Source organism: Halomonas sp. B23F22_10 (genome assembly GCF_043496975.1).
GTDB lineage: Bacteria > Pseudomonadota > Gammaproteobacteria > Pseudomonadales > Halomonadaceae > Halomonas > Halomonas smyrnensis.
The window spans coordinates 152,015-173,131 of record NZ_JBIEKF010000005.1 but is presented as its reverse complement, the minus strand read 5'-3'; the positions used below and the strand labels follow the sequence as shown (position 1 = coordinate 173,131).

General features: G+C 66.5%; 21 protein-coding genes. 19 read left to right on the top strand and 2 right to left on the bottom strand.

The window, feature by feature from the left end; translation table 11 throughout:
• Positions 1–52 precede the first annotated feature (52 nt).
• From ACGTNF_RS13060 to ACGTNF_RS12975, 18 genes are all read left to right on the top strand, one after another.
• Positions 53–823, top strand: a complete 771-nt coding sequence (locus ACGTNF_RS13060) for a ParA family protein (protein WP_016854210.1) — start codon at positions 53–55, stop codon at positions 821–823.
• A gap of 37 nt (positions 824–860) precedes the next feature.
• Positions 861–1,787, top strand: coding sequence for a ParB/RepB/Spo0J family partition protein (locus ACGTNF_RS13055; RefSeq protein ID WP_394602054.1), 927 nt, complete (start codon positions 861–863; stop codon positions 1,785–1,787).
• A gap of 214 nt (positions 1,788–2,001) precedes the next feature.
• Positions 2,002–2,388 carry an ATP synthase subunit I gene (locus ACGTNF_RS13050; RefSeq protein WP_394602053.1) on the top strand — a complete coding sequence of 129 codons (387 nt, stop codon included), beginning with the start codon at positions 2,002–2,004 and terminating at the stop codon, positions 2,386–2,388.
• Positions 2,389–2,402: 14 nt separating this feature from the next.
• Complete coding sequence (gene atpB / locus ACGTNF_RS13045) at positions 2,403–3,227, top strand: F0F1 ATP synthase subunit A (RefSeq protein WP_394602052.1); 825 nt, start codon at positions 2,403–2,405, stop codon at positions 3,225–3,227.
• Positions 3,228–3,285: 58 nt separating this feature from the next.
• Positions 3,286–3,513 carry a F0F1 ATP synthase subunit C gene (gene atpE, locus ACGTNF_RS13040; RefSeq protein ID WP_016854214.1) on the top strand — a complete coding sequence of 76 codons (228 nt, stop codon included), beginning with the start codon at positions 3,286–3,288 and terminating at the stop codon, positions 3,511–3,513.
• 75 nt (positions 3,514–3,588) lie between these two features.
• Positions 3,589–4,059 carry a F0F1 ATP synthase subunit B gene (locus tag ACGTNF_RS13035; protein WP_026068332.1) on the top strand — a complete coding sequence of 157 codons (471 nt, stop codon included), beginning with the start codon at positions 3,589–3,591 and terminating at the stop codon, positions 4,057–4,059.
• 14 nt (positions 4,060–4,073) lie between these two features.
• A complete protein-coding gene (locus tag ACGTNF_RS13030) occupies positions 4,074–4,613 on the top strand; it encodes a F0F1 ATP synthase subunit delta (protein ID WP_016854216.1) in 540 nt (179 codons plus the stop codon).
• Between the two features lie 16 nt (positions 4,614–4,629).
• Positions 4,630–6,174, top strand: coding sequence for a F0F1 ATP synthase subunit alpha (atpA, locus tag ACGTNF_RS13025; protein WP_016854217.1), 1,545 nt, complete (start codon positions 4,630–4,632; stop codon positions 6,172–6,174).
• A gap of 71 nt (positions 6,175–6,245) precedes the next feature.
• Positions 6,246–7,127, top strand: coding sequence for a F0F1 ATP synthase subunit gamma (gene atpG / locus ACGTNF_RS13020; protein ID WP_394602051.1), 882 nt, complete (start codon positions 6,246–6,248; stop codon positions 7,125–7,127).
• Between the two features lie 66 nt (positions 7,128–7,193).
• Positions 7,194–8,570, top strand: a complete 1,377-nt coding sequence (gene atpD / locus ACGTNF_RS13015; protein ID WP_016854219.1) for a F0F1 ATP synthase subunit beta — start codon at positions 7,194–7,196, stop codon at positions 8,568–8,570.
• A gap of 24 nt (positions 8,571–8,594) precedes the next feature.
• Complete coding sequence (locus ACGTNF_RS13010) at positions 8,595–9,026, top strand: F0F1 ATP synthase subunit epsilon (RefSeq protein ID WP_394602050.1); 432 nt, start codon at positions 8,595–8,597, stop codon at positions 9,024–9,026.
• 340 nt (positions 9,027–9,366) lie between these two features.
• A complete protein-coding gene (gene mgtE, locus ACGTNF_RS13005; RefSeq protein WP_394602049.1) occupies positions 9,367–10,737 on the top strand; it encodes a magnesium transporter in 1,371 nt (456 codons plus the stop codon).
• 80 nt (positions 10,738–10,817) lie between these two features.
• Entirely contained in the window at positions 10,818–11,615 is a 798-nt protein-coding gene (locus ACGTNF_RS13000; RefSeq protein WP_394602048.1) for an undecaprenyl-diphosphate phosphatase, read from the top strand.
• Between the two features lie 29 nt (positions 11,616–11,644).
• Positions 11,645–12,751: an FAD:protein FMN transferase gene (locus tag ACGTNF_RS12995; protein WP_394602047.1), complete on the top strand. Its 1,107-nt coding sequence runs from the start codon at positions 11,645–11,647 to the stop codon at positions 12,749–12,751.
• 45 nt (positions 12,752–12,796) lie between these two features.
• Positions 12,797–14,164 carry a bifunctional UDP-N-acetylglucosamine diphosphorylase/glucosamine-1-phosphate N-acetyltransferase GlmU gene (gene glmU, locus ACGTNF_RS12990; protein WP_016854224.1) on the top strand — a complete coding sequence of 456 codons (1,368 nt, stop codon included), beginning with the start codon at positions 12,797–12,799 and terminating at the stop codon, positions 14,162–14,164.
• Between the two features lie 10 nt (positions 14,165–14,174).
• On the top strand, positions 14,175–16,007 hold the full coding sequence (gene glmS / locus ACGTNF_RS12985; RefSeq protein ID WP_394602046.1) for a glutamine--fructose-6-phosphate transaminase (isomerizing): 1,833 nt from the start codon (positions 14,175–14,177) through the stop codon (positions 16,005–16,007).
• A gap of 14 nt (positions 16,008–16,021) precedes the next feature.
• Complete coding sequence (locus tag ACGTNF_RS12980; RefSeq protein WP_394602045.1) at positions 16,022–16,894, top strand: DUF72 domain-containing protein; 873 nt, start codon at positions 16,022–16,024, stop codon at positions 16,892–16,894.
• Positions 16,895–17,241: 347 nt separating this feature from the next.
• Positions 17,242–18,588, top strand: a complete 1,347-nt coding sequence (locus tag ACGTNF_RS12975; RefSeq protein WP_016854227.1) for a sodium-dependent transporter — start codon at positions 17,242–17,244, stop codon at positions 18,586–18,588.
• Positions 18,589–18,687: 99 nt separating this feature from the next.
• On the opposite strand, the gene ACGTNF_RS12970 is transcribed toward ACGTNF_RS12975, so the two are convergent.
• Entirely contained in the window at positions 18,688–18,897 is a 210-nt protein-coding gene (locus ACGTNF_RS12970) for a PA3496 family putative envelope integrity protein (protein ID WP_394602044.1), read from the bottom strand.
• Positions 18,898–19,098: 201 nt separating this feature from the next.
• On the opposite strand from ACGTNF_RS12970, the gene hexR reads away from it, so the two are divergent.
• Positions 19,099–19,959, top strand: coding sequence for a transcriptional regulator HexR (gene hexR, locus ACGTNF_RS12965; protein WP_026068333.1), 861 nt, complete (start codon positions 19,099–19,101; stop codon positions 19,957–19,959).
• On the opposite strand, the gene ACGTNF_RS12960 is transcribed toward hexR, so the two are convergent.
• Positions 19,922–21,064, bottom strand: coding sequence for a glycosyltransferase family 92 protein (locus ACGTNF_RS12960; RefSeq protein WP_394602043.1), 1,143 nt, complete (start codon positions 21,062–21,064; stop codon positions 19,922–19,924). The genes hexR and ACGTNF_RS12960 overlap by 38 nt on opposite strands.
• Between the last annotated feature and the right edge of the window lie 53 nt (positions 21,065–21,117).

The window sequence follows — 21,117 nt, the reverse complement described above, 5'->3', positions numbered from 1 at the left end:
GAGCCCGCCGGGCGCCGCCGTGAACCCTGTCTCCCAACGCAAGGATGTCGTCGTGACCAAGATTATCGCCTTGACCAACCAGAAGGGTGGTGTGGGCAAGACCACCTCCGCCGTCAATCTGGCCGCCAGCCTGGCCTCCCTCGAGCGCCGCGTGCTGCTGGTCGATCTGGATCCCCAGGGCCACGCCACCATGGGCAGCGGCGTCGACAAGCACTCCCTCGACGGCAGCGTGCTCGACGTGTTGCTGGGCGAGAAGCGTGCCACCGAGGTGATCCTGGACTGCCCCGAGGCCGGCTACGCGCTGCTGCCCGGCAACGGCGACCTGACCGCCGCCGAGGTCGAGCTTCTCGACCGCGAGGAAGGGCGCGAGCAGGGCCTGGTCAAGGCGCTGGGCGAGGTCGCCGGCGAATACGACGTGGTGCTGATCGACTGCCCGCCGTCGCTCAACATGCTGACCGTCAACGGCCTGACCGCCGCCGACGGCGTGCTGATCCCGCTGCAGTGCGAGTTCTACGCCCTCGAAGGGCTCTCGGCGCTGCTCGATACCGTTGAGCAGATCAAGGCCAGCGTGAACCCGGGTCTCGAGATCCATGGCATCCTGCGGACCATGTTCGACGGCCGCAACAGCCTGACCCGCGACGTCAGCAAGCAGCTGCGCGACTACTTCGGCGATGCCCTGCTCAAGACCACCATCCCGCGCAACGTGCGGGTCGCCGAGGCGCCCAGCCACGGCCTGCCGGTCACCAAGTATGCCCGCTTCTCGCGGGGCAGCCAGGCACACCGGGTGCTGGCCAAGGAACTGATTCGCCGCCTGTCGCTGTAGCCGACACCGTTTGGTGCTTACCGATGAGGGGAACTCGATGACGCGCAAACAACGCGCTCTGGGACGCGGGCTGGATGCCCTGATCGGCGCCGGCGCCCGCCGCCGCGAAAGCCTGGATCTGCCCGGGGCAGAAGAGGCGCCGGAGGAGGGCGAGCTCAACGGCGCCGAGCCGATGGCTTCCGCCGCCGACGAGCGGCTCGAGCGCCTGCCGCTGGGCCAGCTGTCCCGCGGCAAGTACCAGCCGCGCCGCGACATCCAGCCCGAGGCCCTCGAGGAGCTGGCCGACTCGATTCGCGCCCAGGGCGTGATGCAGCCGATCGTGGTGCGGCCGATCGGCGAGCAGCGCTACGAGATCATCGCCGGCGAACGGCGCTGGCGGGCCGCGCAGCTGGCCGAGCTCGACGTCATTCCGGCGGTGATCCGCGAGGTCACCGACGAGGTCGCCCTGGCCCTGGCCCTGATCGAGAACATCCAGCGCGAGAACCTCAATCCCATCGAGGAGGCGCTGGCGCTCAAGCGACTGCTCGACGAGTTCGAGCTGACCCAGCAGCAGGCCGCCGACGCGGTAGGCCGTTCCCGGGCCCAGGTGGCCAACCTGCTGCGGCTGCTGGCGCTGGACCCCGAGGTGCAGACGCTGCTCGAGCGTGGCGATCTGGACATGGGCCATGCCCGGGCACTGCTGGCGCTGTCGGGCCCCAAGCAGCGCCAGGCCGCCCACGAGGTGGTCAACAAGGACCTCACGGTGCGCGCCACCGAGGCGCTGGTGAAGCGACTCGCGGAGGGACAGCCGGCCAAGGCCGAGGCGCCGGCCGCGAGCCCCGATGTGGCGCGTCTGGAATCGCGCCTCGGGGACCTGCTCGGCGCGCCGGTGAAGATCCAGCACGGCCGCGGCGGGAAGGGGCGAGTGACCATTCGCTATTCGAGCCTCGATGAGCTGGACGGCATCCTCGGCCATATCAAGTAGCCCCAGTTAGGGTGCTAAACGGTTTGCCGAAACTTATCGACTTTTAGTCGTAAGCTGGGGCGTTTTCGCGCGATATCGGCCCGCGATCGGTTGAAGGCATCGAGGGGGTTCCCTATAATCGCGCCGGGCTCGCCATTGGCTACTGCGAACGGCGGGCGCGAGGAAACGGGATGCCGATGTCGGCCCCAATGTCGGCAACGTGCACGGAGATCCCATGGCAGCCAGGTACAGGCGCCCGATTCTCGGATGGTTGATGGCCGCGCAGGTTGCTATGCTCGGTGCGCTGTCCGGCTTGGGATGGCTCCTGGGAAGCCCGGGAGACGCGGTCTCGATCCTGCTGGGTGGCGGTGTGGCGCTGATCGCCAACGGCTACTTCGTCTGGCGAATGTTTCGTCATCGGGGCGGCCGCCAGGCGCGCCGGATGGTGAGCGGCCTCTATCGTGCGGAGGCGGGAAAGTTTGGTTTGACGGTGGCTCTGTTCGCGGTGGTGTTCATCGCAGTGCCCCCCTCAAATCATGCTTTATTCTTTGGCGTTTATGTGGTGATGCTGTTCGTTCACTGGCTGGCCGCCTGGCTGGGCACGCGACCATTACCCCACTGAAATCGAGGCAGCTCATGGCAGGCAATAACCCGACTCCTGTGGAGTATATCCAGCACCATCTGCAAAACCTGACATATGGCTACCACCCCGAGAACGGCTGGTCCATCGCGCACTCCGCTGGCGAGGCTCAGGAGATGGGGTTCTGGGCCATTCACCTGGATACCATGGGCTGGTCGCTGGCCATGGGCGCGCTGTTCATCTGGCTGTTCCGCAAGGTCGGCAAGGCCGCGACCACCGGTGTGCCCGGCAAGCTGCAGAACGCCATCGAAATGGTCTTCGAGTTCATCGAATCCACCGTACACGGCGCCTTCAAGGGCAAGAATCCGCTGATCGCGCCGATCGCGCTGACGCTGTTCGTGTGGATCTTCCTGATGAACCTGCTCAAGCTGGTGCCGGTCGATTTCGCCCCCGCCCTGTTCGCCCGCTTCGGGGTCGAGTACATGAAGCTCGTACCGACCACCGATCCCAATGCCACCCTGGGCATGGCGCTGGGCGTGTTCTGCCTGATCATCTACTACAGCATCAAGGTCAAGGGCCTCGGAGGGTTCGCCAAGGAACTGTCGCTGACGCCTTTCAACCACTGGCTGCTGATCCCCTTCAATCTGGTGATGGAAATCATCGGCCTGCTCGTCAAGCCGCTCAGCCTTGGCCTGCGTCTCTTCGGTAACATGTTTGCCGGCGAGGTGATCTTCATCCTGATCGCCCTGCTGCCGTTCTGGGTGTCCTGGACCCTCAACGTTCCCTGGGCCATCTTCCACATCCTGGTCATCACCTTGCAGGCGTTCATCTTCACCGTCCTGACGGTGGTCTACCTGAACGCTGCTCACGAGCATCACTGAATCGCGTAATACCCGATAAACCCTTGAAACTTAACCTCAACTCGTAAGGAGTATCATCATGGAACTCGTCTACATCGCCGCTTCCCTCATGATCGGCCTGGGCGCTCTGGGTACTGGTATCGGCTTCGCTCTGCTGGGCGGCAAGCTGCTCGAGACCACCGCTCGCCAGCCGGAGCTGGGCAACCAGCTGCAGACCAAGACCTTCCTGATGGCCGGCCTGCTGGACGCCGTGCCGATGATCGGCGTTGGTATCGCGATGTACCTGATCTTCGTTGTCGCCGGCTAACGATTGGCATACCGAGCGCGCTGCGCTCGGTTTGCTTGTTTCCGGTCGCCACGAATCTGTCAGAGGTACGCCCCTGTGAATATCAACATGACGCTTATCGGACAGATGATCGCCTTCGCGATCTTCGTCTGGTTTTGCACCAAGTACGTGTGGCCGCCGATCAGCAACGCGCTCCATGAGCGCCAGAAGAAGATCGCCGATGGCCTGGATGCTGCCAGCCGTGCTTCTCGCGACCTCGAACTGGCCGAACAGCAGGCCAGCGAGACGCTGCGTGAAAGCAAGGAGCAAGCGGCCGAGATCCTGGAACAGGCCCACAAGCGGTCCACCCAGATGATCGATGAGGCGCGCGACCAGGCCCGCCAGGAAGGCGAGCGCATGATCGCCCAGGCCAAGTCCGAGATCGACCAGGAAGTGAACCGCGCGAAGGAAGAGCTGCGTGGTCAGGTCTCGCGGCTCGCCATCGTCGGTGCCGAGCGAGTCCTGGAAGCCTCCATCGACGAGAAGCAGCACGGCAAGCTCGTTGACCAACTTGCCGAAGAGCTTTGAGGAGGAGGTGACCCATGGCGGAACTGTCTACCGTCGCTCGCCCCTACGCCAAGGCGGCCTTCGAACACGCCGTCGGACGTAAGGCGCTCGAGGACTGGTCCGGCATGCTCACCACCGTGGCGCATGTCGTCGAAGACGACGACATGCGCCGTCGGGTGCTGGGCAACCCGCGACTCTCCAGCGCACAGAAGGTGGATGCGATCGTCGAGATCTGCGGCGATGCCGTCGACGACGACGTGCGCAACTTCCTGCGTCTGGTCGGACAGCAGGGTCGCCTGACGGCCCTGCCGGTCATCGCCGAGCAATTCGAGCTGCTCAAGGCCCAGCAGGAGAAGCGCATGGACGTCGACATCGTCTCTGCCTTCCCGCTGGACGAAGCGCAGCAGGACAAGCTCGCGAGCGCGCTGGCCAAGCGTCTGAACCGCGAAATCTCCATTACCACTCAGGTGGATTCCACCCTCCTGGGAGGCGTCATCCTGCGCGCCGGCGACACCGTCATCGACGGGTCGGTGCGCGGTCGACTGAACCGCCTCCACGAGGCCCTTTCCGCCTGAGTCTGAGGGACATGGCATGCAGCAACTGAATCCTTCCGAGATCAGCGACATCATCAAGCAGCGTATCGAGAAGCTGGATGTCGCGACCGAAGCCCGCAACCAGGGCACCATCGTCAGCGTGTCTGACGGTATCGTGCAGATCCACGGCCTCACCGACGCGATGTTCGGCGAGATGATCGAGTTCCCCGGCGGCATCTACGGCATGACGCTGAACCTCGAGCGCGACAGCGTCGGCGCCGTGGTGCTGGGCGACTACCTGCAGCTCGAAGAGGGCATGACCGCCCAGTGCACCGGCCGCATCCTCGAGGTCCCGGTGGGCCCCGAGCTGCGCGGTCGCGTGGTCGATGCCCTGGGTAACCCGATCGACGGCAAGGGCGAGCTCGGCACCGACAAGACCGACGCGGTGGAAAAGGTCGCCCCGGGCGTCATCACCCGTCAGTCCGTCGACCAGCCGATCCAGACCGGCTTCAAGTCCATCGACGCCATGGTGCCGATCGGCCGCGGCCAGCGTGAGCTGATCATCGGCGACCGCCAGATCGGCAAGACCGCGATCGCCATCGACGCGATCATCAACCAGAAGGGCACCGGCGTCACCTGTGTCTACGTGGCCATCGGTCAGAAGCAGTCGACCATCGCCAACGTGGTGCGCAAGCTCGAAGAGCACGGCGCCATGGAGCACACCATCGTGGTCGCCGCCGGCGCCGCCGATCCGGCCCCGATGCAGTTCCTGGCCGCCTACTCCGGCTGCACCATGGGCGAGTACTTCCGCGACCGCGGTGAAGACGCCATGATCGTCTATGACGATCTGTCCAAGCAGGCCGTGGCCTATCGTCAGGTCTCGCTGCTGCTGCGTCGTCCGCCGGGCCGTGAAGCCTTCCCGGGTGACGTCTTCTATCTCCACTCCCGTCTGCTCGAGCGCGCCGCGCGCGTCAACGCCGACTACGTCGAGAAGTTCACCGACGGCGAAGTCAAGGGCAAGACCGGCTCGCTGACCGCGCTGCCGATCATCGAGACCCAGGGTGGCGACGTCTCCGCGTTCGTGCCGACCAACGTGATCTCCATCACCGACGGTCAGATCTTCCTCGAGACCGATCTGTTCAACTCGGGCATCCGTCCTGCGATCAACGCCGGCCTCTCGGTGTCTCGTGTCGGTGGCTCCGCCCAGACCAAGATCGTCAAGAAGCTCGGCGGCAGCGTGCGTCTGGCCCTGGCCCAGTACCGCGAGCTGGCGGCCTTCGCCCAGTTCGCCTCAGACCTGGACGAGGCCACCCGCAAGCAGCTGGAGCACGGTCAGCGCGTCACCGAGCTGATGAAGCAGAACCAGTACGCGCCGATGTCCGTGGCCGAGATGGCCGTCTCCCTGTATGCCGCCAACGAGGGCTACCTGGAAGACGTCGAGGTCAACAAGGTGCTGGACTTCGAACGTGCCCTGCAGGACTACATGAAGGCCGAGCACGCCGAGCTGCTCGACAAGATCAATGAGTCCGGCGACTACAGCGACGACATCAAGAGCGGCCTCAAGGCCGGTCTCGACAAGTTCAAGGCCACTCAGAGCTGGTGACCCCGCCGGCCCGCTCCTCCCGGGGAGCGGGCCCTGGAGCTTTCTGAGGGCCACGAACGGAGTAGATCGCTATGGCAGCTGCAAAAGAGATACGCACCAAGATCGGCAGCATCAAGAACACGCAGAAGATCACCAGTGCCATGGAGATGGTCGCTGCGTCGAAGATGCGCAAGGCGCAGGACCGGATGAAGGCCAGCCAGCCCTACGCCCAGCAGATCCGCAAGGTGGTCGGCCACGTCGCCGACGCCAACCCCGAGTACAAGCATCCGTGGATGCTGGATCGCGAGGTCAAGCGGGTCGGCTACATCGTGGTGTCGAGTGACCGCGGCCTGTGCGGTGGCCTGAACGTCAACATGTTCAAGGCCGTCGTCAAGGAGGCCAAGGCCTGGCGCGACAACGGCGCCGAGCTGGAATTCTGCGCATTGGGCAGCAAGGCCACCAGCTTCTTCCGCAAGTACGGCGGCAGCCTGGTCGCGGCCAAGAGCGGCCTGGGCGAGGCGCCGGAAGCCGACGAGCTGATCGGCAGCGTGAAGGTGATGCTGGACGCCTACGACGAGGGCAAGCTGGATCGTCTGTACGTGGTGTTCAACGAATTCGTCAACACCATGACGCAGAAGCCGGTGGTTCGCCAACTGCTGCCCCTGTCGCCCGAGATGGGTGCCGAAGAGCAGAACGAAGAAAACAAGCGTCCCGGAAACTGGGACTACCTGTATGAGCCGGATGCCAAGGAGCTGCTGGACAGCTTGCTCGTGCGTTTCGTCGAGGCGCAGGTCTATCAGGCGGTGGTCGAGAACGTGGCCTGCGAACAGGCCGCGCGGATGATCGCCATGAAGAGTGCCACCGACAATGCCGGCAATCTGATCGACGACCTGGAGCTGGTGTACAACAAGGCCCGTCAGGCGGCCATTACCCAGGAAATCTCCGAGATCGTCGGTGGCGCCGCCGCCGTATAACGCCGAGGAAGGGCGAATCCCTTCCGGCAACCGGGTTTCATTTGCAGGTATTTGAGAGGAACCAAGATGAGCGGACGTATCGTACAAATCATCGGCGCGGTGATTGACGTAGAGTTTCCGCGGGACGATGTTCCCAAGGTCTACGACGCGCTGAAGGTCTCGGATGCCGAGACCGTTCTCGAAGTCCAGCAGCAGCTGGGCGACGGCGTGGTGCGCACCATCGCCATGGGCTCCACCGAGGGCCTCAAGCGTGGCATGGACGTCACCAACACCCAGGCCGCCATCTCCGTGCCGGTCGGCAAGGAGACCCTGGGTCGGATCATGAACGTGCTCGGCGAGCCCATCGACGAGGCGGGCGAGATCGGCGAAGAAGAGCGTATGCCGATCCACCGCAAGGCACCGGGCTACGCCGACCAGGCCGCCACCAGCGAGCTGCTGGAGACCGGCATCAAGGTCATCGACCTGGTGTGCCCGTTCGCCAAGGGCGGCAAGGTCGGCCTGTTCGGCGGCGCCGGTGTCGGCAAGACCGTCAACATGATGGAGCTGATCCGCAACATCGCCACCGAGCACAGCGGTTACTCCGTGTTCGCCGGTGTCGGTGAGCGTACCCGTGAGGGCAACGACTTCTATCACGAGATGCAGGAGTCCAACGTTCTCGACAAGGTGTCGCTGGTCTACGGCCAGATGAACGAGCCGCCCGGGAACCGTCTGCGCGTGGCCCTGACCGGCCTGACCATCGCCGAGAAGTTCCGCGATGAAGGCCGCGACGTGCTGCTGTTCGTCGACAACATCTACCGCTACACCCTGGCCGGTACCGAGGTGTCCGCACTGCTGGGCCGCATGCCCTCCGCGGTGGGTTACCAGCCGACCCTGGCCGAGGAGATGGGCGTCCTGCAGGAGCGCATCACCTCCACCAAGACCGGCTCCATCACCTCCGTGCAGGCGGTGTACGTGCCCGCGGACGACCTGACCGACCCGTCCCCGGCCACCACCTTCTCGCACCTCGACGCGACCGTGGTACTGGCGCGTTCCATCGCCGAGCTGGGTATCTACCCGGCCATCGACCCGCTGGATTCCACCTCTCGTCAGCTGGATCCGTTGGTCGTCGGCGAGGAGCACTACAAGACCGCTCGCGGCGTGCAGGGCGTGCTGCAGCGCTACAAGGAGCTCAAGGACATCATCGCCATCCTGGGCATGGACGAGCTGTCCGACGAGGACAAGCTGGCCGTGTCTCGGGCGCGTAAGATCCAGCGCTTCCTGTCGCAGCCGTTCTTCGTCGCCGAGGTCTTCACCGGCGCTCCCGGCAAGTACGTGTCGCTGAAGGAAACCATCCGTGGCTTCCAGGGCATCCTCGACGGCGAGTACGACGAGCTGCCGGAGCAGGCCTTCTACATGGTCGGCACCATCGACGAGGCCGTCGAGAAAGCCAACCAGATGAAGTAATCCCTCCACCTGGGAGACGTCATCATGACGAAAACCTTCAAGTGCGAGATCGTCAGCGCCGAGGCGTCGATCTTCTCCGGCGAAGCCGAGCATGTCGTGGCAGCCGGTCGCGCGGGGGATCTCGGGGTATTGGCGGGGCATACGCCGCTGCTCACCGAACTGGCCCCCGGCCCGGTGCGCATCGTCCGTGGCGGAGGTGAAGAGGATCACTTCTATGTCTCGGGCGGCTTCCTCGAGATTCAGCCCGAGGTCGTCACCGTGCTCGCCGACACCGCCGTGCGCGCCGACGACCTGGACGAGGCCGCCGCCGAAGAGGCCCGCCAACAGGCCCTCAAGGCGATGCAGGACAAGTCCGCCGAGCTGGACTACAGCCGCGCCACGGCCGAACTGGCCGAGGCCGCTGCCCAGCTGCGGACCATCCAGCAGCTGCGCCGCAAGGTGGGTCGCAGCAGCTAAGGCTGTGCGCCCCGCCCCGCGCGATGAAAGCGCCCCCGACTCGGTCGGGGGCGCTTTTTTTTGGCGATCCCCCGCAAGAGATGACGGTGCGGTGAATCGCCGCCCGGCGTGGGCATCACCGGTTGCCGTCTATGATCCCGCCGATCACTGGCGGCCGACGCCGAGAACGGTGCCGGACGGGTGGGCGTCGCTGCGTCAGTGGTGGGAAGGCCTGGTCGGCATCTGATCGGGCCGCCTTCCGATAGGGGAAGCTGACGCCCTCCACGCCCTGTGCGATCATGTTGCCCCCTGGCCCGGCCGGGGGGCGTTTTCGTTCGCGCCGGCACAGGGAGGAAAGATCATGCCGCTCAGCGATGCCCTGAATCGCCACAAGGAAGGCCTGCTCGTCGCCCTCGAGGCGGATGATCGCGCGCGCCTGAGCGCCCAGCTGCCGGAGCTGCGCTCCGCGGACATCGCCGAGATCCTCCAGGACCTGCTCGAACGCGAGCAGGAGCTGCGCGCCCGCGCGCTGCTGGACCGCCTGCCGCTGGAGCGGCGTGCCAACGTGATGGGCTATCTGCATGGCGAGGAGCAGCTGGCGATCGTCGCGGGCATGGGCGACGACCGCCTTCAGGCGGTGCTCGAGGAAATGGGCGGCGACGAGCGTGCCGACCTGTTCAAGGTCCTCGACGACGATCGCCGCGAGGCGCTGCTCAGGCGCATGGCGCATCAGGAGCGCGAGGAGCTCAAGCGCCTGGCCAGCTACGAGGAAGGCACCGCCGGCGCGCTGATGACCTCCGACTACGTGGCCATTCCCGCCGGGATGACGGTGTCCCGGGCGATGATGCGGGTGCGCCAGACCGCGCCGGACGCCGAGACGGTCTACCAGCTCTACGTGATCGACCCCGAGGGTCGCCTGGCCGGCACCATGTCGCTGCGCCAGCTGATGGTGGCGCGGCCCGGGGCCCGGGTCGACGACATGATGATCCATGACGTCATCCATACCTCGGTGGACACGCCTCAGGAAGAAGTCGCCCGGATCGTGGCCCGCTACGACCTGCTGGCCCTGCCGGTAGTCGACGAGATGCGCCGGCTGGTCGGCATCGTCACCCACGATGATGCCCTCGACGTGATGGAATCCGAGGCCACCGAGGATTTCCACAAGGGGATGTCGATCGGCGCGCTGGAGGGCGGCGTCAGTCGGGTACCGCTGCTGAGCCTGTATCGCAAGCGGGTGACCTGGCTGGTGCTGCTGGTGTTCGGCAACCTGCTCTCCGGGGCCGGTATCGCCCACTACGAGGCGACCATCTCGGCCCAGGTGGCGCTGGTGTTCTTCCTGCCGCTGCTGATCGGCAGCGGCGGCAACGCCGGCGCCCAGGCGGCCACCCTGACGGTGCGCGGCATGGCCACCGGCGACGTCGGGGTGCGCGACTGGGGCAAGCTGTTCGGCCGCGAGCTGCTGGTGGCCGGCTCGCTGGGGCTGACCATGGCGCTCGCCGTGGCGCCGATCGGCGTGTTCCGCGGCGGCGAGGCGGTGGCCATGGTGGTCGCGGTCAGCATGATCGTCATCGTGTTGGTCGGCAGCCTGCTGGGCCTGTGCCTGCCCTTCGTGCTCGATCGCCTGGGCTGGGATCCGGCCACGGCCTCGGCGCCGTTGGTCACGACCCTGATCGATGCCACCGGGGTGCTGATCTACTTCGGCATCGCCACCATGGTGCTGCCCGTCGGGTAAGGGAACGCCAACACGAAGGGCGGGTCAGTATGCCCTCGTGACGTTTATATCTCCTTGAATTCGCTTGATTGAGACCGACCATGGATTGGCTACAGATCGTTGTGCTTTCTCTCGTCCAGGGGCTGACCGAGTTCCTGCCCGTTTCCAGCTCCGCGCACCTGATCCTGGTGCCGGTCTTCTCCGACTGGTCCGATCAGGGGCTGGCCTTCGACGTGGCCCTGCACCTGGGCAGCCTGATGGCGGTGGTGCTCTACTTCCGCCACGAGCTGGTGACCATGACGGCCAGCTGGGGGCGCAGCGTCGCCGGCCGCGGCACCGACGATGACGCCCGCCTGGCCTGGTGGGTGATCCTGGCGACGATACCGGTGTGCGTGGTGGGGCTGGCCTTCCAGGACGTCATCTCGGAGGTGATGCGCTCGCCGCTGGTGCTGGCCGGTGGCCTGATCGTCTTCGGGGTGGTGCTGGGCATCGCCGACTGGCGCCATCGCGGCACCCGCAGCGAGTATCGCATGAGCGGCCGCGATGCCCTGTGGATCGGCCTGGCCCAGGCGCTGGCGCTGATTCCCGGCACCTCGCGCTCGGGCATCACCATGACCGCGGCGCTGGTGCTCGGCCTGTCGCGGGAGGCGGCGGCACGCTTCTCCTTCCTGCTGTCGATCCCGGTGATCGTGCTGGCCGGTGGTCTGGAGGCCCTGGCGCTGGCTCAGGCGTCGGTGCCGGTGGCCTGGGGCGATCTGGCGGCGGGCACCGTGCTCTCCGGTATCAGCGCCTACCTGTGTATCCATTTCTTCCTGGTCTTCATTCGCCGCATCGGCATGCAGCCCTTCGTGGTCTATCGCCTGTTGCTGGGTATTGCCCTGATCTGGTTGTTCGGTTGATGCAGTACCGACCTATTGTTGGAGCTTCCATGTCACTCCCACGCCTTCGCTTCGCCTTTGTGACGCTGATGCTGATCGTCCTGCTGGCCGGCTGCTCCGAGCGGACGCTCGAGACGCCGGTCACGCTCGAGGGCGATATCTTCGGCACCTTCTACCAGGTGACGCTGGCCGACCCGATCACCGCCGAGCGCCGCGACGAGCTTGAGGCGGGCATCCTCGACGAGCTCGAGGGCGTCGATGCCTCGATGTCCACCTATCGCGACGACGCCGAGCTGGTGGCCTTCGATCACGCCCCGCTGGGCGAGTGGCAGACGCTCTCCGCGCCCTTGATCGAGGTGCTGTCGATCGCCCGTCGGGTGGGCGAGGCCAGCAACGGCGCCTTCGACGTCACCGTGGGCGGGCTGGTCAACCTGTGGAGCTTCGGCCCCGAGGCGAGGCCGCGCGAGGTGCCGGAAGACGACCTGATCGAGCAGCGCCTCGCCGAGGTCGGCATGGACACCCTGGAGATCGATGCGGATCAGCGTCGGGCGCGTCGCCTCAAGGACGTGTTCGTGGACCTCTCCGGCGTGGCCAAGGGCTACGCCACCGATCGGGTGGCGGCCTATCTGGCCTCCCAGGGCCTCGACAACTATCTGGTCAACATCGGTGGCGAGCTCGAGGTGGCCGGCCATCGCGACGGCGAGGCCGAGCCCTGGCGCATCGGCGTCGAGATTCCCCGCGATGGTCGGCCCCGGGCCAAGTACGTGCTGCCGCTGGAGGACACCTCGGTGGCCACCTCCGGCGACTATCGCAACTACTTCGAGGAAGACGGCCGGCGCTACTCTCATACCATCGATCCGCGCACCGGCCGCCCGATCCGGCATCGCATGGCCTCGGTGACGGTGGTGGACGATTCCAATGCCCGCGCCGACGCCTGGGCGACCGCCATGTCGGTACTCGGCGAGGACGAGGGCATGGCGCTGGCCGTCGAACATGACCTGGCGGTGATGATGCTGGTACGCAACGCCGCCGACGACGACTGGATCAGCCTGGCGAGTCCGGCCTTCGCGGCCCGCTTCGGCCGCGACCGGCTCGAGGAGATGGGCATCGAGGTGATGGACGAGCCGGTGGCCGGCGTGGCGGTCGAGGCGCCCTAGGCACTAGAATGGCCCGATTCAATGATGGATCGACAAGGAGTCACGATGAGTCTCGACGTGGTGATACTGGCGGCCGGGCAGGGGACCCGGATGCGTTCGACCCTGCCCAAGGTGCTGCATCGCCTGGCCGGCCGGCCCCTGGTGAGGCACGTGATCGACACCGCCGCCGGTCTCGAGGCCGATCGGACCCACGTGGTGGTGGGCCACGGCGCCGATCGCGTGCGTGAGGCGCTGGCCGACTGCCCGGTGCGTTTCGCCCGCCAGACCGAGCAGAAGGGCACCGGCCACGCCGTGGCCCAGACGCTCGATCATCTCGGCGAGGGCAAGGTGCTGGTGCTCTACGGCGACGTGCCGCTGACCCGGCGCGAGACCCTGCGCGACCTGCTGGCGCGGGTCGACGAGCAGCACATGGCCCTGCTCACCGTGACCCTCGATGACCCCAGCGGCTACGGTCGCATCCTGCGCAACGAGGCCGGCGAGGCGGTGGCCATCGTCGAGCACAAGGACGCCTCCGAGAGCGAGCGTGCGGTACGCGAGTGCAACACCGGCATCATGGCCATGACCGCCGCCCAGCTGCGCCGCTGGCTGCCGCAGCTGTCCGCCGACAACGCCCAGGGCGAGTACTACCTGACCGATGTCATCGCCATGGCCGCCGCCGAGGGCGTGAGGATCGCCACCGCCCAGCCGGCCCGGGCGCTGGAGGTAGAAGGCGTCAACAATCGTCTGCAGATGGCGCAGCTGGAGCGCGCCCACCAGCGCGACATCGCCGAGTCGCTGATGACCGCCGGCGTGGCCCTGGCCGATCCCTCGCGCCTCGACGTGCGCGGCACCCTGACCTGCGGCCATGACGTCGAGATCGATGTGGGCTGCGTGTTCGAGGGCCACGTCGAGCTGGGCGAGGGCGTGCGCATCGGCCCCTACTGCGTGATCCGCGACAGCCACGTGGGCGCCGAGAGCGAGATCGAATCCCACAGCGTGCTCGAGGGCGCCGTGGTGGCCGGCCACAACCGCATCGGGCCCTTCGCCCGGTTGCGACCCGGCTCGCGCCTGGCGGTGGGGGCCAAGGTCGGCAACTTCGTCGAGACCAAGAACGCCGAGGTGGGCGAGGGCAGCAAGATCAACCACCTCAGCTATGTGGGCGATGCCCGGCTCGGGCGAGACGTCAACGTCGGCGCCGGCACCATCACCTGCAACTACGACGGCGCCAACAAGCACCGCACCGAGATCGACGACGGGGCCTTCATCGGCTCCAATACCGCCCTGGTGGCGCCGATGCGCGTCGGCAAGGGTGCCACCGTGGGCGCCGGCTCCACGCTGAGCCGCGACGTGGCGGACGATACCCTGGCGGTGAGCCGCGGACGCCTGATCAGCAAGGACGACTGGCAGCGGCCGGTCAAGAAAGACGACCTCTAAGGAGCGAACCATGTGTGGCATCGTCGGCGCTGTCGCCCAGCGCAACGTACAGGGCATCCTGCTGGAAGGGCTCAAGCGGCTCGAATATCGCGGCTACGACTCCGCCGGCATGGCCGTGCTGGGCCGTGACGGCCGGCTCGAGCGTCGTCGTGCCCTGGGCAAGGTCGCGGCCCTGGAGGAGGCGCTGGCCGCCTCGCCCCTGGCCGGCCACAGCGGCATCGCCCACACCCGCTGGGCCACTCACGGCCGGCCCAGCGAGGAAAACGCCCATCCCCACCAGTCCGGCGAGCGCCTGGCGCTGGTGCACAACGGCATCATCGAGAACCATGAGGCGCTGAAGGCCGAGCTCGAGGCCGAGGGCTATGCCTTCAGCTCCGAGACCGATACCGAGGCGTTGGCCCACCTGATTGCCCGCGAGGCGCAGGGCGGCGACCTGCTGGCCGCCGTGCAGCGCGTGCTGGCGCGCCTCGACGGCGCCTACGCGCTGGGCGTGGTGCATGCTGACGAACCCGGCGTGGTGATCGGCGCCCGCCAGGGCAGCCCGCTGGTGGTCGGCGTCGGCATCGAGGAGGCCTTCCTGGCCTCCGATCCGCTGGCGCTGCTGCAGGTCACCGACCGCTTCATCTATCTGGAAGAGGGCGACGTGGTGCGCCTCTCCGGTGCCGGCAGGATCGAGATCTTCGATGCCGGCGGCGACGCCGTGGAGCGTCCGGTGCAGACCTTCGAGCACGGCGACGGCGCGGCCAGCAAGGGCGGCTATCGCCACTTCATGCTCAAGGAGATCCACGAGCAGCCGGAGGTGATTGCCGCGGCCTTGGAGGGCCGGCTCGGCGATCGCAGCGTGCTGGTGGAGAGCTTCGGCCCCGAGGCCGAGGCGCTGTTCGGTAAGGTCCGCCAGATCCACCTGGTGGCCTGCGGCACCAGCTATCACGCCGGCATGGTGGCGCGCTACTGGCTGGAGCGCTATGCCGGCGTGCCGGTGCAGGTCGAGGTGGCCTCCGAATTCCGCTATCGCCGCGTGGTGGTGCCCGAGGGCACGCTGTTCGTGACGCTGTCCCAGTCCGGCGAGACCGCCGACACCCTGGCCGCGCTGCGCTTCGCCAAGCGGCTCGGCTATCTGGGCAGCCTGGCGATCTGCAACGTGCCGGGCAGCTCGCTGGTGCGCGAGTCGGACCTGACGCTGATGACCCAGGCCGGTCCCGAGATCGGCGTGGCCTCGACCAAGGCCTTCACCACCCAGCTCACCGCCCTGATGCTGCTGACCCTGGCGCTGGGCCGGGTGCGCGGCCAGGACGCCGACGAGCAGGCGACGCTGGTCGAGGCGCTGCGTCAGCTGCCGGCCCGGGTCGGCGAGGTGCTGGCGCTGGATCCGGCCGTCGAGGCGCTGTCCGCGGCCTTCGCCGAGAAGCATCACGCCCTGTTCCTGGGGCGCGGGCCCGAGTTCCCGGTGGCGCTGGAGGGCGCACTGAAGCTCAAGGAGATCTCCTACATCCATGCCGAGGCCTATCCCGCCGGCGAGCTCAAGCACGGGCCGCTGGCGCTGGTCGACGCCGAGATGCCGGTGATCGCGGTGGCCCCCAACGACGCCCTGCTCGACAAGCTCAAGTCCAACCTCCAGGAGGTCCGGGCCCGCGGCGGCGAGCTGTTCGTGTTTGCCGACGAGGGCGTGGCACTGGAGGACGGCGAGGGTATCCGGGTGTTGCGTCTGCCCAAGGTGGAGGAGGCCCTGGCGCCGATCCTCTACACCGTGCCGCTGCAACTGCTCTCCTATCATGTCGCCGTGCTCAAGGGCACCGACGTCGACCAGCCGCGTAACCTGGCCAAGTCCGTCACCGTGGAATGAGGGACGAGGCCGCCATGGCCGCCAGTGAGCCGCCGCGACTGCACCTTGGCTTGCCGATGTGGGCCAACCTCGACTGGCGCGGCGGGCTCTATCCGCCCCACGGCGGCAGCGACGATCTGCTGGGCGACTATGCCCGGGTGTTCTCCTCGGTGGAGGGCAACACTACCTTCTACAGCGGCGCGCCCCGCGCCGAGACGGTGGCGGCCTGGGCGCGCCAGGCGCCGGCCGGCTTCCGCTTCTGCTTCAAGCTCCCGTCGTCGCTGACCCACGAGCGGCGCCTGGTGGACGTCGCGGCGGGCTTCGATGACTTCCTCGCGGCCCTGGCGCCGCTGCACGATCGCCTGGGGCCGATGATGGTCCAGCTGCCGCGGGACTTCGGCGCCGAGGAGCTGCCCCGCCTCGAGGCCCTGCTGGACCGCTGGCCGAGCTGGCTGCCCTGCGCGGTCGAGGTGCGCCACCGTGAATTTTTCCACAAGGGGTCGGCCGAGGCGGCCCTCAACAGGTTGTTGATAAGTCACGGCGCTAACCGGGTCATGCTCGACGTGCGGCCGCTGTTCTCCACCGCCGCCGGTGATCATCCGGGCATGCAGAAGGCTCAGTACGAGAAGCCGAAGCGGCCGTTACATGTGATTTCCACAGGGGAATTTCCCGTGGTGCGCTTCATCGGCAATGTTGACGAGTCGATCAATATCGACTACTTCACGCCCTGGATCGAACGCCTTGCCCTGTGGATAAAACAGGGGAAAACCCCTTTCCTGTTTGTGCATACCGCCGATAATCGCCGCGCCCCGCAGCTGGCGCGCCGGCTCTATTCGTCGGTGGCGGCACGGGCCGGACTGCCGCCGATGGCGGACTTTCCGGGCGAGCGCCAGGCCACGCTGTTCTGAGCCGCCGGGCGGCCCGTTTCGAACGACAGAGCGCGCGCTGCGTGGTTTTGCCGCCATGGGTGGCCTCCGGGAAGACGATCGGATATGTTACCCCTCGCTCGTCACTTGCCATCGAATATCGTGGACCCTCACGCCTAACCCCTGTGGGGTGTCGCGATACCTCCTTGCGGTTTCCACCCTTCACCCCACCGGTGGAAACGTAGCCCTGGTAGTGATCCTGCTTGGCATGCGTTTTATGCCCTTGAATGCGCCGTACCGAGATCCGGCACGGCGTGGACGTGGCGACAACAATCAGAACGTCATCGCATCCGATCGATCGATGGCGACACGACCCTTCAAGGTGAATTATGTCCCTCAAGCAACAGCAACACGCGCACTGGTCGTCCCGGCTGGGCTTCATCCTCGCGGCCACAGGCTCGGCGGTCGGCCTGGGCAATATCTGGAAGTTCCCCTACATGGTGGGCGAGAGCGGCGGCGCGGCCTTCGTGCTGGTCTACCTGCTGTGCATCGCGCTGATCGGCCTGCCGATCCTGGTCACCGAGTGGATGATCGGCCGCCGCGGCCAGAACAATCCCGCCAACGCCATGGCCGACCTGGCCGAGGCCTCCGGCCGCACCCGGGCCTGGATGATCGTCGGCATCAGCGGCATCCTCGGCGCCTTCCTGATCCTGTCCTTCTACAGCGTGATCGGCGGCTGGTCGCTGTACTACACCCTGAACTCCGTCACCGGCGCCTTCAGCGGCCAGGATGCCGACGGCATCGGCGCGCTGTTCAATGCCATGCTGGGCAGCCCGGGCCTGCTGCTGGCCGGCCACTCGGTGTTCATGCTGCTGGTCATCGGCATCGTCGCCCGCGGCGTGACCAAGGGCATCGAGAGTGCCGCCCGCATCCTGATGCCGGCGCTGGGCGTGCTGATGGTGGTGCTGGTCGGCTATGGCATGACCACCGGCCACTTCGGTGAGGCCGTCTCCTACCTGTTCAACCCGGACTGGAGCAAGCTCTCCGGCGAGACCGTGCTGGCGGCCCTGGGCCATGCCTTCTTCACCCTGTCGCTGGGCATGGGCATCATGATGGCCTACGGCTCCTACCTGGGCGAAGAGGTCGACCTGCTGAAGACCGCGCGCACCGTGGTGATCATGGACACCGTGATCGCGCTGGGCGCCGGCCTGGCGATCTTCCCGCTGGTGTTCGCCAACGACCTCGACGTGGCCTCCGGCCCGGGGCTGATCTTCGTCACCCTGCCGCTGGCGTTCGGCCAGATGGGCGGCGGCATCGTGGTCGGCCTGCTGTTCTTCCTGCTGCTGACCTTCGCCGCCCTGACCTCCGCCATCTCGCTGCTCGAGCCGGTGGTGGAGTTCGTCGAGGAGCGCACGCCGCTGCCGCGCGTGGGCTCCGCCCTGGTGGCCGGGGTGGCGGCCTGGGCGCTGGGCATCGCCGCGCTGCTGTCGTTCAACCTGTGGAGCGACCCGGTGCTGTTCGGCCTGAACGTCTTCGACCTGCTGGACAGGGTGACCAGCAAGTTCATGCTGCCGCTCACCGGCCTGGGCGCCATCGTCTTCACCGCCTGGTATCTCGACAAGGAGAGCGTGCGGCGCGAACTCGGCATGGACATCTACGACTTCAGCCTGTGGAGCCTGATCACGCGCTTCATCGCGCCGATCGGCGTGGCGGTGGTGTTCTTCACCAGCCTCTAAGGTCGAAGCCGTGGCGATACCGGGGCCGACCCCGACGCGAGAGCCCCGCCCCGTGCGGGGCTCTTCGCGTTCGGGGGCCTGCGCTCGCGGGAGTCGGGATCAGTGCATCTCGTCGGCGTCGTCCCCGGGCAGGTCGGCGATGTCCTGGCTGAGACGCTTGAACTCCTCGTGGAGCTCGATGCCGCGGCGGGCGCGCAGGTTGCGCTGAGCGGCGGTACGGGAGCGTTCTTCGTGCTCGACGACTTCCATGCTCATGAAGATGTCGAGGAGTTCGCTCTTGACGGAGGATAAGCGTTCGACATTACGCATGATCGACTCTCCTGTCTGCAGTGGGGGTGTCGGCATCGGCGTGGGGCGCTGCGCGACACTGCAATTCTTACTATACCCCTCTTGACAGAATGATGAAGATCGGAATGTCAACGATCCTTTCGGCGCCTTGCTGCCCATGGGGGCGTCGGTTGGGGCATACTGTAGGCATTGCCCTCGAATCCGCCGACCCAGGAGTGCCGCGTGAGCCTTGGCCTGTTCGATGAAATGAGACGCCGCATGACGCACTTCCGCCGCTCCGAGCAGAAGGTGGCGAGGTTCGTGCTGCGCAATCCCGATGAGGTGATCCACATGCGGATCGTCGACCTGGCCACCGAGGCCAAGGTCAGCGAGCCCACCGTGGTGCGCTTCTGCCGCGCTCTGGGCTGCAACGGTTTCCAGGACTTCAAGCTCAAGCTGGCCCAGATGCTGGCCACCGGCAGCCAGTTCGCCCAGTTCTCGATGAACGACAGCGACTCGGTGGCGGAATTCTCCCAAAGCATCTTCGACTCCACGGTGGGTACCCTGCTGTCGGTGCGCGACCGGCTGGACAACGATGCGCTGAGCCAGGCGATCAATGCCCTGGGCATGGCCAATCGGGTCGAGTTCTACGGCTTCGGCGCCTCCGGCGCGGTGGCCTTCGATGCCCAGCACAAGTTCTTCCGCCTGCAGATCTCCACCGCCGCCTACACCGACCCGCACATGCAGAACATGTCGGCGGTGACCCTCAAGGAGGGCGATGTGGTGGTGGCGATCTCCCAGACCGGGCGCACCCGGGCGCTGGTGGCCAGCGTGCGCCTGGCCCGGGAAGCCGGCGCCACGGTGATCGGCCTGTGTCCCAGCGGCTCGCCGCTGGCCGAGGAGGTGACCCTGCCGCTGTACATCGACGTCCACGAGGACACCGAGATCTACACCCCGATGAGCTCGCGGATCGCCCATCTGGTGATGATCGACGTGCTGGCGGTGGGCGTGGCCAAGTCCCGTGGGCCCAGGCTCGCCGAGCAGCTCAAGTCGGTGAAGAAGAGCCTCAACTCGCTGCGCTATCCGGAGCCCGACGAGTCCTGAGAGCGTCTGAGGCAATGGAAGCGTTGTCGGGACGCCGCTGGACATGGCTGTCATCGAGGATCAGCCCCTCCGGGCCGACTTCCGCGAGCTTGTTGAGGTGTGGCTGCCAGTTCGTGGTGATGCCCAGGAAGTGCAGGAAGTAGCCGTGACGGCTGGTCATGCGCTCTGGCCGGTTGCGCCGCATCACATGCCAGAAGGGGATGGGCAGGGTGCTCCAGGTATTGTGCTGGGAGATCACGTCCACGGCGTCGGTGTGGCAGATGAACTTGCGCGCCGTCTGACGTCGCTGCGCATGGCGCCAGACGAAGTCGAAGTGGGTGTAATCGTCTCGCTCGGGAGGCACGAAGGGCACGTTGTAGCTTTCGAAGTACAGGGTGCTGCTGCCTGAGAGCTCGTTCTCGAGCCGATTCTTTTCCGCGATCAACAGTTCATCGATGTCGAAATTGAACAGTCGGCCCTGACGGGCGAACTTGCTCAGGCAGTGATTGAGGGCACCCGGCTGAGCGAACTTGTTGTGCCGCCTTCCAGGGGGGCCATAGGGGAAGTTCCAGCGGATCACGGTCGCGCGGCCGCGAAGGCATGCCTCCAGAGCGTCGATGTTGTCGCTGCCGTTGTCGTAGAGAATGACATCGTCGATGCCGTAGTTGCCCCGATGGAAGTCGACCCAGGTGGAGATCCACTCCGGTCGATTGTTCTTGGAGATCGCGGCCAGCACCGTGCGCCCTCGAGGCAGCTCCGACGCGTGAAGCCGTAGCCTTGCCGTGAAGCCATCCAGCTCGAAGGCGATGTCATGCGCCGCCCCGGGAGTGACGCCTGCCTCCAGCGTCACGAGTTTCTGCTCGGGAAGGTCGCGCAGGCGATAGCGGACCCGCGAACCGTTGATCCACAGCCTCATCCCATCCAACACCGGCTTGAGATTGAGCGCGGGCGGTCCGATGGCCCTCAGCGTCGGGCCATCGGCATCGATGAAGACATCGTAGAACAGGGTCCTGTCATCGAAGTGCTCCAGCTCGTTCGACGGCATGGCGTTACTGAGATTGGGGCGACGCCGCAGGGAGGAGGGATCGGGCAGTCGAACGGGGTTCAGGGCGGCGAGGTCGGCCATGGTGGGGTCCAATAACATTAAGCACTACGGTGGATCCTAACTGGCTGCCCGAT

What these genes read in the sequence shown, in the direction of transcription:
- atpB (WP_394602052.1), top strand. Translation starts at nt 2,403, where the DNA reads ATGGCAGGCAATAACCCGACTCCTGTGGAGTATATCCAGCACCATCTG.
- ACGTNF_RS12970 (WP_394602044.1), bottom strand. Translation starts at nt 18,897, where the DNA reads ATGCGTAATGTCGAACGCTTATCCTCCGTCAAGAGCGAACTCCTCGAC.
- ACGTNF_RS13050 (WP_394602053.1), top strand. Translation starts at nt 2,002, where the DNA reads ATGGCAGCCAGGTACAGGCGCCCGATTCTCGGATGGTTGATGGCCGCG.
- glmU (WP_016854224.1), top strand. Translation starts at nt 12,797, where the DNA reads ATGAGTCTCGACGTGGTGATACTGGCGGCCGGGCAGGGGACCCGGATG.
- ACGTNF_RS13055 (WP_394602054.1), top strand. Translation starts at nt 861, where the DNA reads ATGACGCGCAAACAACGCGCTCTGGGACGCGGGCTGGATGCCCTGATC.
- ACGTNF_RS12995 (WP_394602047.1), top strand. Translation starts at nt 11,645, where the DNA reads ATGTCACTCCCACGCCTTCGCTTCGCCTTTGTGACGCTGATGCTGATC.
- ACGTNF_RS12980 (WP_394602045.1), top strand. Translation starts at nt 16,022, where the DNA reads ATGGCCGCCAGTGAGCCGCCGCGACTGCACCTTGGCTTGCCGATGTGG.
- ACGTNF_RS13010 (WP_394602050.1), top strand. Translation starts at nt 8,595, where the DNA reads ATGACGAAAACCTTCAAGTGCGAGATCGTCAGCGCCGAGGCGTCGATC.
- atpD (WP_016854219.1), top strand. Translation starts at nt 7,194, where the DNA reads ATGAGCGGACGTATCGTACAAATCATCGGCGCGGTGATTGACGTAGAG.
- ACGTNF_RS12960 (WP_394602043.1), bottom strand. Translation starts at nt 21,064, where the DNA reads ATGGCCGACCTCGCCGCCCTGAACCCCGTTCGACTGCCCGATCCCTCC.
- atpE (WP_016854214.1), top strand. Translation starts at nt 3,286, where the DNA reads ATGGAACTCGTCTACATCGCCGCTTCCCTCATGATCGGCCTGGGCGCT.
- ACGTNF_RS13030 (WP_016854216.1), top strand. Translation starts at nt 4,074, where the DNA reads ATGGCGGAACTGTCTACCGTCGCTCGCCCCTACGCCAAGGCGGCCTTC.
- glmS (WP_394602046.1), top strand. Translation starts at nt 14,175, where the DNA reads ATGTGTGGCATCGTCGGCGCTGTCGCCCAGCGCAACGTACAGGGCATC.
- ACGTNF_RS13000 (WP_394602048.1), top strand. Translation starts at nt 10,818, where the DNA reads ATGGATTGGCTACAGATCGTTGTGCTTTCTCTCGTCCAGGGGCTGACC.
- atpG (WP_394602051.1), top strand. Translation starts at nt 6,246, where the DNA reads ATGGCAGCTGCAAAAGAGATACGCACCAAGATCGGCAGCATCAAGAAC.
- mgtE (WP_394602049.1), top strand. Translation starts at nt 9,367, where the DNA reads ATGCCGCTCAGCGATGCCCTGAATCGCCACAAGGAAGGCCTGCTCGTC.
- atpA (WP_016854217.1), top strand. Translation starts at nt 4,630, where the DNA reads ATGCAGCAACTGAATCCTTCCGAGATCAGCGACATCATCAAGCAGCGT.
- ACGTNF_RS12975 (WP_016854227.1), top strand. Translation starts at nt 17,242, where the DNA reads ATGTCCCTCAAGCAACAGCAACACGCGCACTGGTCGTCCCGGCTGGGC.